We start from the raw sequence: 15,535 nt of genomic DNA, 5'->3' as shown, positions 1-15,535 counted from the left end.
TTAGGTGGGTCGGGCAAGACTGCCGGGGTTTGCAATCCTGCTCTTCTCGGAGACTCACGCATGCTCGGGCTGGTAAAGACCGCACTGCAAAAGCCGTACACGTTTATCGTGTTGGCCATATTCATCTGCATCATCGGGCCCATGGCGGCCCTGCGTACGCCCACTGATGTGTTTCCCGATATCGGCATACCCGTGGTCGCGGTGGTCTGGCAGTACAACGGCCTGTCCCCGGACGCCATGGCCGGGCGGGTGATCTACACCTATGAACGCTCCTTGAGCACCACCGTCAACGACATCGAACATATCGAATCGCAATCACTGCCCGGCATGGGTATCGTCAAGATCTTCTTCCAGCCCGGCGTCGATATCCGCACCGCCAACGCCCAGGTCACAGCGGTGTCGCAAACCGTGCTCAAGCAGATGCCACCGGGCATCACGCCGCCGCTGATCCTCAACTACAGCGCCTCCACGGTGCCGATCCTGCAAATGGCGTTCTCCAGCCCGAGCCTTTCGGAAGCCAGGATCCGCGACCTGGTGCAGAACAACATCCGCCTGCCCCTGAGCGCGCTGCCCGGCCTGGCCATGCCCACGCCGATGGGCGGCAAGCAGCGTCAGATCACCCTCGACCTCGACCCCCAGGCCCTGGCTGCCAAGGGCTTGTCGGCCCAGGACGTCGGCAATGCCCTGGCTTTGCAGAACCAGATCATCCCGGTGGGCACCGCCAAGCTGGGTTCCAACGAATACACGATCCTGCTCAACAACAGCCCCAAGGCCATTGATGAACTCAATGACCTGCCGATCAAAACAGTCGACGGCGCAATCATCACCATCGGCCAGGTCGCCCATGTGCGCGACGGTTCGCCGCCACAAACCAACATCGTGCGCGTCGACGGCCATCGCGCGGTGCTGATGCCGGCGTTGAAGAACGGCAGCATCTCTACCCTGTCGATCATCGACGGCATCCGCCAGATGCTGCCACGCATCAACGAAACCCTGCCGCCTTCACTGAAAACCTCACTGCTGGGTGATGCCTCGGTGTTCGTCAAGCAATCGGTGGGCAGCGTAGCCCAGGAAGGCATCATTGCCGCGCTGCTCACCAGTGCGATGATCCTGTTGTTTCTCGGCAGTTGGCGCTCGACCTTGATCATCGCCGCGTCGATTCCGCTGGCGGTGCTCTCGGCCATCGCGCTGCTGGCGGTCAGCGGGCAAACCCTCAACGTGATGACTCTCGGCGGGCTGGCGTTGGCGGTGGGGATTCTGGTGGACGACGCCACAGTGACCATCGAAAACATCAACTGGCACCTGGAACAAGGCAAGGCGGTGAACACTGCGATCCTCGAAGGTGCCGCGCAAATCGTCGGCCCGGCGTTTGTCTCGCTGCTGTGCATCTGCATCGTGTTTGTGCCGATGTTTTTGCTGCAAGGCATCGCCGGTTATCTGTTCCGGCCAATGGCGCTGGCGGTGATCTTTGCCATGGCCAGTTCGTTCATCCTCTCGCGCACCCTGGTGCCGACGCTGGCGATGTTCCTGCTCAAGCCGCATACGCCGGAGCAAGGCGTGGGGCATCATCCCGAAGATCAATTCATCAACCATCATGAGGGTGAGCAACACGCGAAACCGCGCAATGCGTTGCTGCAATCGGTGCTGAATTTCCAACAGGGCTTTGAGCGTCACTTCTCCAATATCCGTGACACTTACCATGGCTTGCTGACGTTGGCGCTGGGGGCGCGAAAGCGCTTCATTGTCGGCTTCCTGGCCTGCGTAATCGCCTCATTCGCGTTGCTGCCGAGCCTGGGCCAGGACTTTTTCCCGGCCACCGATGCCGGTGCCCTCGCGCTGCATGTGCGCTTGCCGCTGGGCACGCGAATCGAGGAAAGCGCCGCTGCGTTCGATCGCATCGAAGCACGCATTCGCGAGGTCATCCCCGCCGACGAACTCGACACCATCGTCGACAATATCGGCATCCCGCTCAGCGGTATCGACATGGCCTACAGCAGCAGCGGCACCATCGGCCCTCAGGATGGCGATATCCAGGTCACCCTGAATAAGCACCACGCCCCCACCGCCGACTACGTGAAAAAACTGCGTGAAGCCCTGCCGCAAAGTTTCCCCGGCAGCCACTTTGCGTTCCTGCCGGCAGACATCAGCAGCCAGATTCTCAACTTCGGCGCGCCGGCCCCGCTGGATGTGAAAATCTCCGGGCGCAGCGATGCAGAAAACCGCGCTTACGCCGTAGAACTCGAACGACGCTTGCAACACGTACCAGGCATTGCAGACCTGCATATCCAGCAGTCCACCGGTTACCCCTCCTTGCAGGTCAATGTCGACCGCCTGCGCGCCAACGGCTTGGGCATTACCGAAAAAGACGTCACCAACAGCATGGTCGCCTCCCTGGCCGGCAGCTCCCAGGTGGCACCGACCTTCTGGCTCAACCCGGCCAATGGCGTGTCCTATTCCATCGTCGCCGCCACCCCGCAGTACCGTCTCGACAGCCTGCCATCACTGGAGGCCCTACCGGTGACCGGTGCCAATGGCCAATCGCAAATCCTCGGGGGCGTGGCGACCATCTCCCGCGTACAAAGCCCGGCGGTGGTCACCCACTACAACATCGAACCGACCCTGGACCTGTATGCCAACGTACAAGGTCGCGACCTGGGCGGCGTGGCCCGTGATGTGCAAAAAGTGCTGGACGACACTGCATCCATGCGTCCCAAAGGCGCGACCATCAGCCTGCACGGGCAAATCGATGCGCTGCATGAGGCGTTCAGTGGTTTGAGCTTGGGGCTGCTCGGCGCCGTGGTGCTGATCTACTTGCTGATCGTGGTCAACTTCCAGTCCTGGGCCGACCCCTTTGTGATCATCACGGCGTTACCGGCCGCACTGGCGGGGATCGTGTGGATGCTGTTCCTCAGCGGCACCTCGTTATCGGTCCCGGCGCTCACCGGCGCCATCCTGTGCATGGGCGTGGCCACCGCCAACTCGATCCTGGTGGTGAGCTTCTGCCGTGAACGCCTCGCCGAACATGGCGACGCGTTGAAAGCCGCCATGGAAGCCGGTTACACGCGCTTTCGCCCAGTGTGCATGACCGCCCTGGCAATGATCATCGGCATGTTGCCCCTGGCGCTGTCCGAGGAGCAAAACGCGCCGCTGGGTCGCGCCGTTATCGGCGGTTTGATCTTCGCCACCATCGCCACTCTGTTGTTTGTACCCGTGGTCTTCAGCCTGGTCCACGGCCGTCACCCTACTCGCGCAATTGCTGGAGAAACGCCCCATGTCGTCTGATCACAAACCCTCGCGCAAGCGTCTGATGCTGATGGGTGTCGGCGGCCTGACCCTCGCTGCCCTGCTGGTCGCCAGCGGCTTGCACGCCCGCACGCTGCACGAGCGATCTGTCGCTGCCTGGACCGAAACGGCGGCCATTCCCCAAGTGATGGTGTTCCAACCCCAACAGAACACTGCCGGCGATACGCTGCGCTTGCCGGCGCACCTGGAAGCCTGGAGCACAGCGCCGATCCATGCGCGGGTCAGCGGCTATCTGAAAGACTGGAAAGTGGATATGGGCACGCAGGTCAAGGCCGGGCAAATCCTCGCCGAAATCGACAGCCCTGACCTCGACCAGCAACTGGCGCAGACTCACGCACGGCTGATTCAGGAACAGGCCAATGCACGTCTGGCAGCCACCACTGCCACGCGCTGGCAACACCTGTTGGCGAGCCATTCGGTGTCGCGTCAGGAAGCCGATGAAAAAACCTCGAACGCCGCCGCGACCACAGCCAATGCCGAGGCTGGCGCAGCGGACTACGCTCGCTTGTCAGCATTGGAGGGCTACAAAACCCTGCGTGCGCCATTCGCTGGCACCATCACTGCGCGGCATACCGATATCGGTCAGTTGATCAAAGCCGATACCGACAGCGATCTGGCGCTGTTCACCCTGGCCGACACCCACCAACTGCGCCTGTATGTGCCGGTGCCGCAGAACTACGCGGCAGTGATCCATCCGGGCCTGGAAGCCGAGTTGACGGTGCCTGAGCACCCAGGCGAACACTTCAAGGCGCGCCTGATCGGTGACTCCACCGCCATCGACCGCCGCTCCGGCACCCTGCTCGCCCAGTTCGTCGTCGACAACCCCAGCGGTGAATTGCTACCGGGCGACTACGCCGAAGCCAGCCTGCCGATTCCGGCCGATACTCACGGCGTGAGCATCCCGGCCAGCGCCTTGATCTTCCGCGCCCAGGGTACGCAAGTGGCGGTGTTGGATGGGCAGAATCATGTGCACCTGCAAGACATCCACATCGGTCTGGACCTGGGCGAGCGCCTGGTGATCGACCAGGGTTTGAAAGCCACCGACCACATCATCGACAACCCGCCCGATGCCTTGCGCGAAGGCGACCCGGTGCAACTGGCCGACGCCGCCGGAGGTGCCCATGCGCCCAAGGCTTAAACCGCTCGCGGCGTTGATACTGCTGGCGTTGCAGGGTTGCTCAATGGCACCGACCTATACCGCGCCATCGATTGACCTGCCCGCCCACTACCGCGAACAGACCAGCGACGGCCCATGGCACAGCGCGCAACCGTCCGATCAGTTGGTGACCCAGTGGTGGCAACTCTATAACGATCCAACGTTGAACAAGCTGCAGCAGCAATTGCTCAACAGCAACCCGGACCTGGCTGCGGCACTGGCGCACTTCGATGCCTCCCAGGCGTATGCCAGCCAGTTGCACGCCGGGCTGTTCCCGCAAATCAGCGCCAGCGCACAGCCGCAGCGCCAACGGCAATCGGACGCGAGACCGTTGCGCGGCACAACGCAGCCGTCGGTGTACAACAGCAACATTGCCGGGTTTTCGTTGAGCTACGACCTGGACCTGTGGGGCAAGATCCGCAATCAGGTCGCGGCCGGCGACGCTCAGGCGCAAGCGTCAGGCGATGACTTGGCGGTGGCGCGCCTAAGCCTGCAACGGCAGTTGACGACGTTATATGTGCAACTCAATGGCCTGGATGCACAGAGCCGAATACTCGACAGCTCGCTGGAGGATTTCAGCCAGGCGCTGCAACTGACGCGCAGTCGCTACGAAGGCCAGATTGCCTCGGAACTGGACCTGACCCGCGCGCAAAATCAACTGGCCGAGGCCAAGGCGCAACTGGATGAGGTGCGTGGGCAACGCAACCTGACCGAGCATGCAATCGGCGAGTTGGTGGGCGTGGCGGCCAGTGACTTTTCATTGCCGCGCAGCCCGCAGTTGATGGCCTTGCCAAGGATTCCATCGCAGTTGCCAAGCCACTTGCTGCAACGTCGCCCGGACATTGCCGCGGCTGAACGCCGGGTGTTTGCGGCCAACGCAAATATCGGCGTAGCCAAGGCAGCGTGGTATCCGGATTTCAGCCTGACCGGGTTGATAGGCGGGCAGACGCAAGGCGTCGGGAATCTGCTGTCAGCTGGCAATCGATATTGGGCGTTGGGGCCGTTGGTGAGCCTGCCGATCTTTGATGGCGGGCGGTTGAGTGCCAATGAGCGCCAGGCCAAGGCCGAGTTTGAAGAGGCGTCGGCGCAATACCGTAGCCATGTGTTGCAAGCCGTACGAGAGGTAGAGGACAACCTGGGGCAACTGAGGGACTTGCAGCAGCAAGCCCAGGATGAACAGGCGGCGGCGCGGGCGGCGCAACATACCCAGGCGTTGGCGATGAACAGCTATCAGGCGGGGGCGGTGAGTTATCTGGATGTGGTCACCGCACAAACTGCGGCGCTACAGGCGCAGCGCACATTACAGGCCGTACAGACGCGGCAGCTGGTGGCAAGTGTGGGGCTTTTGACCGCACTCGGCGGTGGCTGGCAACCTGGCGCCTGACGTCAATACCGCAATCGGGAGCAAGCCCCCTCCCACACTGGTCCTGCGCCAGACACAACCTGTATGAACATGCCCCCTCTGTGGGAGGAGCTGCCCACCTTCCCACACTGGTTCCGCGCCAGACACACTATGTATGAACACCGCGGCCCCCTGTGGGAGGGGGTTTGCTCCCGATAGCGGCGGGTCAGCGACGGACAAATTGACTGACACACCGTCATCGGGAGCAAGCCCCCTCCCACATTTTCAACCACTGGCGATAGCTGCTGAAGCTGCCACCATGGCGCGCAACAACACCGCACACCCCGCCGCCAGATCATCCGGCGCGGCATTTTCGATTTCGTTATGGCTGATGCCACCTTCACACGGCACGAAGATCATCCCCGCCGGGCCAAGCTCGGCGACGAAGATTGCGTCGTGCCCTGCCCCGCTGACAATGTCCATATTCGACAGGCCCAACCCATTGGCCGCATCGCGCACGGCGTCGACGCAGCCTTTGTCGAAGTACAGCGGCGGGAAGTCGGCGGTGGGTTCCATCTCGTAACTCAGCCCATGTTTGGCACAAGTGTCCTCAATCACCTGGCGCACCTGGGCAATCATCGAGTCCAGCCGTGCTGGCTCTAAATGACGGAAATCCAGGGTCATGCGTACCTCCCCCGGAATCACGTTGCGCGACCCTGGATACGCTTGCAGGCAACCCACCGTGCCACAGGCGTGCGGCTGATGCCCCAGCGCCGCCGCATTCACCGCCGCCACCACCACCGCTGCGCCCACCAGGGCATCCTTGCGCAGGTGCATCGGCGTCGGGCCGGCGTGCGCCTCGACACCGCGCAGTTTGAGGTCGAACCACTTTTGTCCGAGGGCGCCGAGTACCACGCCGATGGTTTTCTTTTCATCCTCAAGAATCGGCCCTTGCTCGATGTGCGCCTCGAAATAGGCGCCAACCTTATGCCCACTCTCGGGGCGGGTCCCGGCATAGCCGATGGCATTCAACGCATCGCCGACGCTGACGCCGTCCGCATCGACCTTGGCCAGGGTATCGGCCAGGCTGAATTTTTCGGCGAACACGCCGGAGCCCATCATGCACGGTGGAAACCGCGAACCTTCCTCGTTGGTCCACACCACCACTTCCAACGGCGCCTCGGTTTCAATCTTGAGGTCGTTAAGGGTGCGCAACACTTCCACCCCCGCCAGTACACCGAAGCAACCGTCGAACTTGCCGCCGGTTGGCTGGGTATCGATATGGCTGCCGGTCATCACCGGCGGCAGGTCCGCGTTGCGCCCTGGACGGCGGGCGAAGATATTGCCGATACCGTCGATGCTCACGGTACAGCCGGCCTCTTCGCACCACTGCACGAAGAGATCGCGGGCCTTGCGGTCAAGGTCGGTAAGGGCCAGGCGACACACCCCGCCCTTGGGGGTGGCGCCGAGCCTGGCCAGGTCCATCAGCGACTGCCACAGGCGGTCGCGGTTGATGTGCTGATGGGTCGATTGCAGAACGTCGAGGGCAGCGTTCATGGGGATCTCCTCAGGCTGTATTTCTTATGATTGGAACAGGTGGCACGCGGTCCAATGTGGGAGGGGGCTTGCTCCCGATAGCAGTGGCCGACTCGATATATGCGTGACTGATACATCGCCATCGGGGGCAAGCCCCCCCACATTGACCGCGTTCACAAGGATGATTTGGCTACGGCCGGGTTAATACCGCGCTTGGCATTGAGCCCGTAATACAACACCCCGCCCAACGCCGAACCGGTAAACCAGCCATAGCTGTAAAACCAACTGAACGCATCGCTGCCCAGCGACAACAGGGTCAGCACCACCGGCACGCCAAAGGCGATGAAACCACTCCAGTTCCACGCCGGGTACACGTCATCACGGTAAAGTCCTGCCAGGTCCAGTTGCTGTTTGCGGGTGATGAAGTAGTCCACCACCATGATCCCGGCAATCGGGCCCAGCAGGCTCGAATAGCCGAGCAACCAATTGGAGTAAACGGTCTCCAGGCTGACATCGGAAACGATCAACCCAAGCTTTTTCAGCAGCTCATGGGCCATCAGCGCCAGCCCTACCAGCCCGGTCAGGATCACCGCGGTGGTGCGGTTGATCAGCTTGGGCGCGATGTTCTGGAAGTCGTTGGTGGGCGAAACGATGTTCGCCGCCGTGTTGGTGGACAAGGTGGCGACGATGATCAGCGCCATCGCCACTGCCACCCACACCGGGCTCTGGATATGGCCGATCAGGGTCACCGGGTCGGAGACGCTGACGCCCACCAGTTTCACCGAGGCGGCGGTCATGATCACGCCGAGGGCGGCGAACAGGAACATGGTCAGCGGCAGGCCGAAGATCTGCCCGAGGATCTGGTCTTTCTGGCTCTTGGCGTAGCGGCTGAAGTCGGGAATGTTCAGCGACAAGGTGGCCCAGAAGCCTACCATCGCGGTCAGACCCGCCATGAAATAGCCGGTGAGGCTTGCGCCTTCAGGGCGCTTGGGTGGGATCGCCATCAGCTCGCTGAGGGACACATTCGGCATCGCCCACACCAGCAGGCCGATACCTACCGCCACCAGCAACGGCGCCGACAGGGTTTCCAGGCGCTTGATCGACTCGGCACCGCGCAACACCACCCACAGGTTCAGGCACCAGAAAATCATGAAGCCAATCACTTCACCGGTGCCACCCAGCGACTTCCAACCCTCGAAAATCGAACCGAGAAACAGGTGAATCGCCAACCCGCCAAACATCGTCTGGATCCCGAACCAGCCGCAGGCCACCAACGCGCGAATCAGGCACGGCACGTTGGAACCGAGAATGCCGAATGACGAGCGCAACAGCACCGGAAACGGGATGCCGTACTTGGTGCCGGGAAATGCGTTGAGCGTCAGCGGGATCAACACCACGATATTGGCCAGCAGGATCGCTATCAGCGCCTCGCCCACCGACAAGCCGAAATACGCGGTGAGTACCCCGCCCAGGGTGTAGGTCGGCACGCAAATCGACATACCGACCCACAATGCGGTGATGTGCCATTTGTTCCAGGTGCGCTCATGCACCTTGGTGGGTGCCATGTCATGGTTGTAGCGAGGGCTGTCGAGGACGTCGGGGCCGGCGTCGAGTTCGTACAGGCCGTTGCGCTCGATGACTTGCGATCTGTTCTGTTGCATGGCCGCTCCACGGTTTTTTTAAAATTATTTTTGCTCACCTGCACGCTGTGTACAGGAGGCCGGAGTACCGCATAAACAACATGACATCTCGGGCCCCGACCAATTGCCTTTGCACTCAATTACCGTGCCGACAACGGCTGCTGAACCCGCACCACTTATATAACATGCTGATGTTTATCAGCTTTCCGAGTGAGCCTGGGTTACTTGCCGCGCTATTGGGGCCAGCCATTGCGCAAGTTGTTCGAACCGTCAGGTCTCAATCTGGTGCAACACAATTATTTTTATTTTTCAGTGCCGTCAAGAGGCATATCTCAAGCGTCTGATTTGCAATAAGAAATGTTGCTCAAAAACAGAAGCTGTCAAGTGCGTCAAAATGGTGAGCGCTCGCTACATTTTGGTGATTTTGTTATTTTTCTCTTTTAATTCAGCCACTTAATTTAATTATAAGCTTAAGAAAAATCTTCTTGCCCAATCGAAAAACTCGGGCTAGTTTCTATTCCTGTCACCGATGACAGGAATTAATCCTCCATCGACCGGCAGTATTACAACACTTAGAACTGGCATAAGCCGGTCAAGCCTGTGAGGAACTCGACATGTCGCTGTTGATCCGTGGCGCAACCGTTATTACCCATGATGAAAGTTACCGCGCCGATGTGTTATGCGCAGGCGGTCTAATTCGGGCCATTGGCACCGATCTGGATATTCCCGCCGGCACTGAAATACTCGATGGCAGCGGCCAATACTTGATGCCGGGCGGCATCGATCCCCACACCCATATGCAACTGCCCTTCATGGGCACCGTGGCCAGCGAAGACTTTTTCAGTGGTACGGCCGCAGGCTTGGCCGGTGGTACCACGTCGATCATCGACTTTGTGATTCCCAACCCGCAGCAATCGTTGATGGAAGCCTTCCACCAGTGGCGCGGCTGGGCAGAAAAGTCCGCATCCGACTATGGCTTCCATGTAGCGATCACCTGGTGGAGCGAGCAGGTACGCGAGGAAATGGCCGAACTGGTCAGCCATCACGGCATCAACAGCTTCAAGCATTTCATGGCTTACAAGAACGCAATCATGGCCGCTGACGATACCTTGGTCGCCAGCTTCGAACGCTGCCTGGAACTGGGCGCGGTGCCCACCGTTCATGCGGAAAACGGCGAGCTGGTGTATCACCTGCAACGCAAGCTGATGGCCCAGGGCATCACCGGACCGGAAGCCCATCCGCTGTCGCGCCCGTCCCAGGTGGAAGGCGAAGCGGCCAGCCGCGCAATACGAATTGCCGAGACCATCGGCACGCCGCTGTACCTGGTACATGTGTCGACCAAAGAGGCGCTGGATGAAATCACCTACGCTCGGGGCAAGGGCCAGGCGGTGTACGGTGAAGTACTCGCCGGCCACTTGCTGCTGGACGACAGCGTCTACCAGCACCCGGATTGGCAGACCGCCGCCGGCTATGTCATGAGCCCGCCGTTCCGTCCGCGCGGGCATCAGGAGGCCCTGTGGCACGGCCTGCAATCGGGCAACCTGCACACCACCGCGACTGACCACTGCTGCTTCTGCGCCGAGCAAAAAGCCGCCGGGCGTGACGACTTCAGCAAGATCCCCAACGGCACCGCCGGTATCGAAGACCGCATGGCGCTGCTGTGGCACGAAGGCGTCAACACGGGGCGCCTGTCGATGCAGGCGTTCGTTGCGCTGACCTCCACCAACACGGCGAAAATCTTCAACCTCTACCCCCGTAAAGGCGCGATTCGCGTCGGGGCGGATGCCGACCTGGTGCTCTGGGACCCTGAAGGCACGCGAACCATTTCGGCCAAGACCCACCACCAGCAGGTCGACTTCAACATCTTCGAAGGCAAGACCGTGCGCGGCGTGCCGAGCCACACCATCAGCCAGGGCAAGCTGGTCTGGGCCGATGGCGACCTGCGCGCAGAACGGGGTGCCGGGCGCTATGTGGAGCGGCCGGCGTATCCCTCAGTGTTCGAGCAGTTGAGCAAGCGGGCAGCGCTTTCCAAACCAGTGGCTGTGAACCGCTGAACCCGCTATCGGGAGCAAGCCCCCTCCCACAGTGGAACGCATTCCAATGTGGGAGGGGCGGTGCGACGATTCGACTTGCTCCCGATGAGGCCCGAACAATCAACACAAAAACCAATGCCCATCAGAGGCAGCACCTCAATAACCGTGAGGCCAATACCGTGATCCAGACCCTGACCCACCTTCCCCACCCCCGTGATGACGCGGCCACCCTCGCCAGCCAGTTCAGCGACCTGGCACCGCCGCTCAACGCCCGGCAAGCGCATCTGGAAGCCTCGCGCTGCCTGTACTGTTACGACGCGCCGTGCGTGAACGCATGCCCCAGCGAGATCGACATCCCGTCGTTCATCCGCAATATCCACACCGAGAACGTGCAAGGCGCTGCGCAGAAAATCCTCTCGGCCAACATCCTCGGCGGCAGTTGCGCTCGGGTTTGCCCCACGGAGATCCTGTGCCAGCAAGCCTGCGTGCGTAACAACGCCGAAGAATGCGCGCCGGTGCTGATCGGTTTGTTGCAACGCTACGCCATCGACAACGCGCACTTCAGCGAACACCCGTTCCAGCGCGCCGCGCCCACCGGTAAACGCATCGCCGTGGTCGGCGCCGGGCCGGCGGGGTTGGCCTGCGCCCACCGCGCCGCGTTGCACGGCCATGACGTGGTGGTTTTCGAAGCGCAGGAGAAAGCCGGCGGCCTGAATGAATACGGGATCGCCAAGTACAAGCTGGTGGATGATTTTGCTCAGAAAGAACTGGATTTCCTTCTGCAAGTAGGCGGCATCGAAATCCGCCATGGCCAGCGCCTGGGCGACAATCTGACCTTGAGCGAACTGCATCAGCAATTCGATTCGGTGTTCCTCGGCCTCGGCCTGGCGGCCAGCAAACAGCTCGGCTTGGCCCACGAAGACGCCCCCGGCCTGCTCGCCGCCACCGACTACATCCGCGAGCTGCGCCAGGCCGATGACCTCACCCAACTGCCCCTGGCCGACCGCTGCATCGTGCTCGGCGCGGGCAATACCGCCATCGACATGGCCGTGCAAATGGCCCGCCTCGGTGCCCGCGAGGTAAACCTTGTGTACCGCCGTGGCCTGGCGGACATGGGCGCGACCCAACACGAACAAGACATTGCCAAGGCCAATCAAGTGCGGCTGCTGACCTGGGCCCAACCCGACGAAGTGTTGCTCGACGACCAGGGCCGCGTACGCGGTATGCGCCTGGCCCGCACCCACCTGGAAAATGGTCGCTTGCTACCGACGGGGGAAACCTTCGAACTGGCCGCCGATGCGATCTTCAAGGCCATCGGCCAAGGCTTTGACAACGACGCACTGCACGACCTGCTGGCCCAGCAACTGCACCGCGTGGGCGAGCGCATCTTTGTCGATGAACAGCTGCGTACCAGTATCCCCGGCGTGTATGCCGGCGGCGATTGCGTCAGCCTTGGCCAGGACCTCACCGTGCAGGCCGTGCAACACGGCAAGCTGGCCGCCGAGGCCATGCACGCCCAACTCATGCTGAATGTGGAGGCTGCGTAATGGCCGATCTCTCGATTGTATTCGCCGGTATCAAAGCCCCCAATCCGTTCTGGCTGGCCTCCGCGCCGCCCACCGACAAAGCCTACAACGTGGTCCGTGCGTTCGAAGCCGGCTGGGGTGGCGTGGTGTGGAAAACCCTGGGCGAAGACCCGGCGGCGGTGAACGTGTCGTCACGCTACTCGGCGCATTTCGGGGCGAATCGTGAAGTGCTGGGCATCAACAATATCGAACTGATCACCGACCGCTCACTGGAGATCAACCTGCGGGAAATCACCCAGGTGAAAAAGGACTGGCCTGACCGTGCACTGATCGTATCGCTGATGGTGCCATGTGTTGAGGAGTCCTGGAAAAACATCCTGCCTCTGGTGGAGGCGACCGGCTGCGACGGCATCGAGTTGAATTTCGGCTGCCCCCACGGGATGCCCGAACGTGGCATGGGCGCAGCGGTCGGCCAGGTGCCGGAGTATGTGGAACAAGTGACGCGCTGGTGCAAGACATATTGCTCGCTGCCGGTGATCGTCAAGCTCACGCCCAACATCACCGACATCCGCGTGGCGGCGCGGGCAGCGTATCGCGGCGGCGCGGACGCGGTGTCCTTGATCAACACCATCAATTCCATCACCAGCGTGGATTTGGAGCGCATGGTCGCCCTGCCGGTGGTCGGCACCCAGAGTACCCACGGCGGTTACTGCGGTTCGGCGGTCAAGCCGATCGCCCTGAACATGGTCGCCGAAATCGCTCGTGACCCGCAGACCCAGGGCTTGCCGATCTGCGGCATCGGCGGTATCGGCAACTGGCGCGATGCAGCGGAATTCGTCGCCCTGGGCTGTGGCGCAGTGCAGGTGTGCACGGCGGCGATGCTGCATGGCTTCAGGATTGTGGACGAGATGAAGGACGGCCTGTCGCGGTGGATGGACAGCCAGGGTTACACCAGCCTGCAGGACTTTTCCGGGCGGGCCGTGGGTAACACCACGGATTGGAAGTACCTGGATATCAACTACCAGGTGATCGCCAGGATCGATCAGGCGGCGTGTATCGGTTGTGGGCGTTGTCACATTGCCTGTGAGGACACTTCACACCAGGCGATCGCCAGTTTGAAACAGGCGGACGGCACGCATAAGTATGAAGTGATTGATGATGAGTGCGTGGGCTGCAACTTGTGCCAGATCACCTGCCCGGTGGCGGACTGCATCGAGATGGTGCCGATGGACACTGGCAAGCCATTTTTGAATTGGACGCAAGATCCGCGTAATCCGTATCGGGAAGCTGTGTAGCCTTTAGACCGTTATCGCAGGCAAGCCAGCTCCCACAGTTGACCGCATTTTGTCTGAAGGAATGCAGTCGAATGTGGGAGCTGGCTTGCCTGCGATGGGCATGGGTATCTACACAACTTCTGGTATGGCGCTGTCCCTGTGGGAGGGGCGGTGCGACGATTCGACTTGCTCCCGATGGCGGCCTTAGGGCCGACCAGGATGCCGGATCAAACCGAGTACATATCCGTTATTTAGGTAACGGCCACTATTGGTTCCGCTCTTACAGCGGGTCACTTTTGAAAAAAGCGCAAAAGTAACCAAAACGCTCTTGCCCCACCACTCGGCACCTCGCCCAGGCTCGGTGTGCCCGTAATCCGCCATGGATTTGGGGGGCCGCCGCCACGCGCCATCCATGGCGCGGGGCGGCTAAACCGGCATCCCTGCCGTTTTACCCCCCAAATCCCTGTCGAATTCCGGCCAGCGTGGTTTAACGGGGCGCCTGAGATCAAAAGCAGATCAAGATCAAGAGCGGCTCGCTTCGCATCGTGGTTACTGGTGACTGCTACGAAGTTGTGTAGATACCCATGCTGCGATGGGCCCCTCAGCCTCACCACAGGGCTCAAGGCTCCAACCCGATCCCCCGCAAAATCACACTGGTAACCGTCTGAATCGCCTTTTCGAACTGCATATCCGACAACGGCTGGTGATCATTCAAAATCTTCACCTGGTGATCAAAGTCGGCATAGTGCTGGGTCGAGGCCCAGATCATGTAGAGCAGGCTCGACGGTTCCACCGGCAGGATGCGTTTGTCTTGCACCCACTGGCGAATCTTCGCTTCCTTCATCTTGGCCCAGTCGTACAGGCTTTCATCCAGGGCCTCACCGAGCGTGGGCGCACCGTGGATGATTTCATTGGCCCAGACCTTGGAGCCATACGGCCGCGTACGCGAGCGCTGCATCTTGGCGCGGATGTAGCTGCTGAGCACCACCCGCGGATCATCGAAGGTTTCGAAGCTCAGGGCATCCTGCTTCCACAGCTCCAGCAGGTCGAACAGCACCGCGCTGTACAGCTCGCTCTTGGTGGTGAAGTAATAATGCAGGTTGGAACGCGGCAGTTGCACCTCTTCGGCGATGTCGGCCATGGCGGTGCTGCCGTAGCCTTTTTCAGCGAAGACTTTTTCCGCCGCCAGCAGGATTTTCTCGACGTTAACCCGACGGATTCCGATCTTGTGATTGCCCATAAGGGCTCCCTGACAACAACACGGGTTAAAGACTACCACCAGCTCTAGATCGGGGCGACAGGCCAAGCCGAAACTTCGTACACTGCCCGCTCCTACCCATTGATTGGTATTGAACAATGTTGATCAAGAAAGCCCTGACCACCCTCGCCCTGCTCACCTCCCTGCTGGGCGCCTCGGCGGCATTTGCCCATGCCCACCTCAAGAGCGCAGAACCTGCGGCCAACAGCAGCGTCGCCGCGCCGAAAGACCTGCGCCTGACCTTCACCGAAGGCGTCGAAGCCACCTTCACCAAGGTGTCCCTGAGCAAGGACGGCACTGAAATCGCCATCAAGGGCCTGGAAACCCCGGACGCGGACAAGAAAGTCCTGGTCGTGACCCCTGCCGCCCCGCTCGCGAGCGGCAATTACAAAGTGGTGTGGAATGCAGTGTCGGTCGACACCCACAAGAGCAGCGGTAAATACAGCTTCAAGGTCGGCCAGTAACCC

10 protein-coding genes are annotated in these 15,535 nt (G+C 61.0%); 7 read left to right on the top strand and 3 right to left on the bottom strand.

The window, feature by feature from the left end; all coding sequences use genetic code 11:
- Positions 1–60: 60 nt before the first annotated feature.
- Genes JH25_RS02625 through JH25_RS02635 form a run of 3 tightly spaced genes read left to right on the top strand, consistent with a single transcriptional unit; the run spans position 61 to position 5,843 of the window.
- Positions 61–3,282 carry an efflux RND transporter permease subunit gene (locus JH25_RS02625; RefSeq protein WP_032880513.1) on the top strand — a complete coding sequence of 1,074 codons (3,222 nt, stop codon included), beginning with the start codon at positions 61–63 and terminating at the stop codon, positions 3,280–3,282.
- On the top strand, positions 3,272–4,441 hold the full coding sequence (locus JH25_RS02630; protein WP_032880511.1) for an efflux RND transporter periplasmic adaptor subunit: 1,170 nt from the start codon (positions 3,272–3,274) through the stop codon (positions 4,439–4,441). The genes JH25_RS02625 and JH25_RS02630 overlap by 11 nt, the downstream gene beginning before the upstream one ends.
- Positions 4,425–5,843 carry an efflux transporter outer membrane subunit gene (locus tag JH25_RS02635; protein ID WP_032880510.1) on the top strand — a complete coding sequence of 473 codons (1,419 nt, stop codon included), beginning with the start codon at positions 4,425–4,427 and terminating at the stop codon, positions 5,841–5,843. Before JH25_RS02630 ends, JH25_RS02635 begins: the two co-directional genes overlap by 17 nt.
- Before the next feature lie 243 nt (positions 5,844–6,086).
- On the opposite strand, the gene JH25_RS02640 is transcribed toward JH25_RS02635, so the two are convergent.
- Positions 6,087–7,358 (bottom strand): Zn-dependent hydrolase, encoded by a 1,272-nt coding sequence (locus tag JH25_RS02640; protein WP_032880508.1) that lies wholly within the window; start codon positions 7,356–7,358, stop codon positions 6,087–6,089.
- Between the two features lie 152 nt (positions 7,359–7,510).
- Positions 7,511–8,998, bottom strand: coding sequence for an NCS1 family nucleobase:cation symporter-1 (locus JH25_RS02645; protein WP_005789314.1), 1,488 nt, complete (start codon positions 8,996–8,998; stop codon positions 7,511–7,513).
- 593 nt (positions 8,999–9,591) lie between these two features.
- Here JH25_RS02645 and hydA point away from each other — a divergent pair.
- The 3 genes from hydA (at position 9,592) to preA (ending at position 13,831) form a co-directional block, all read left to right on the top strand.
- Positions 9,592–11,031: a dihydropyrimidinase gene (gene hydA / locus JH25_RS02650; RefSeq protein ID WP_005789316.1), complete on the top strand. Its 1,440-nt coding sequence runs from the start codon at positions 9,592–9,594 to the stop codon at positions 11,029–11,031.
- 158 nt (positions 11,032–11,189) lie between these two features.
- Positions 11,190–12,557, top strand: a complete 1,368-nt coding sequence (locus JH25_RS02655; protein WP_032880506.1) for an NAD(P)-dependent oxidoreductase — start codon at positions 11,190–11,192, stop codon at positions 12,555–12,557.
- Positions 12,557–13,831, top strand: coding sequence for an NAD-dependent dihydropyrimidine dehydrogenase subunit PreA (gene preA / locus JH25_RS02660; RefSeq protein ID WP_032880504.1), 1,275 nt, complete (start codon positions 12,557–12,559; stop codon positions 13,829–13,831). Before JH25_RS02655 ends, preA begins: the two co-directional genes overlap by 1 nt.
- 598 nt (positions 13,832–14,429) lie before the next feature.
- Here the strand turns inward: preA and JH25_RS02665 are convergent.
- Positions 14,430–15,050, bottom strand: coding sequence for a TetR/AcrR family transcriptional regulator (locus JH25_RS02665; RefSeq protein WP_005789320.1), 621 nt, complete (start codon positions 15,048–15,050; stop codon positions 14,430–14,432).
- Between the two features lie 116 nt (positions 15,051–15,166).
- Between JH25_RS02665 and copC the strand changes: the two genes are divergently transcribed.
- A complete protein-coding gene (gene copC / locus JH25_RS02670; RefSeq protein ID WP_032880503.1) occupies positions 15,167–15,532 on the top strand; it encodes a copper homeostasis periplasmic binding protein CopC in 366 nt (121 codons plus the stop codon).
- The last annotated feature ends 3 nt before the right edge of the window (positions 15,533–15,535 follow it).

Source organism: Pseudomonas sp. BRG-100, from assembly GCF_000737955.1.
GTDB classification, from domain to species: Bacteria; Pseudomonadota; Gammaproteobacteria; order Pseudomonadales; family Pseudomonadaceae; genus Aquipseudomonas; species Aquipseudomonas synxantha_A.
This window is presented reverse-complemented; position numbering and strand designations above follow the sequence as displayed.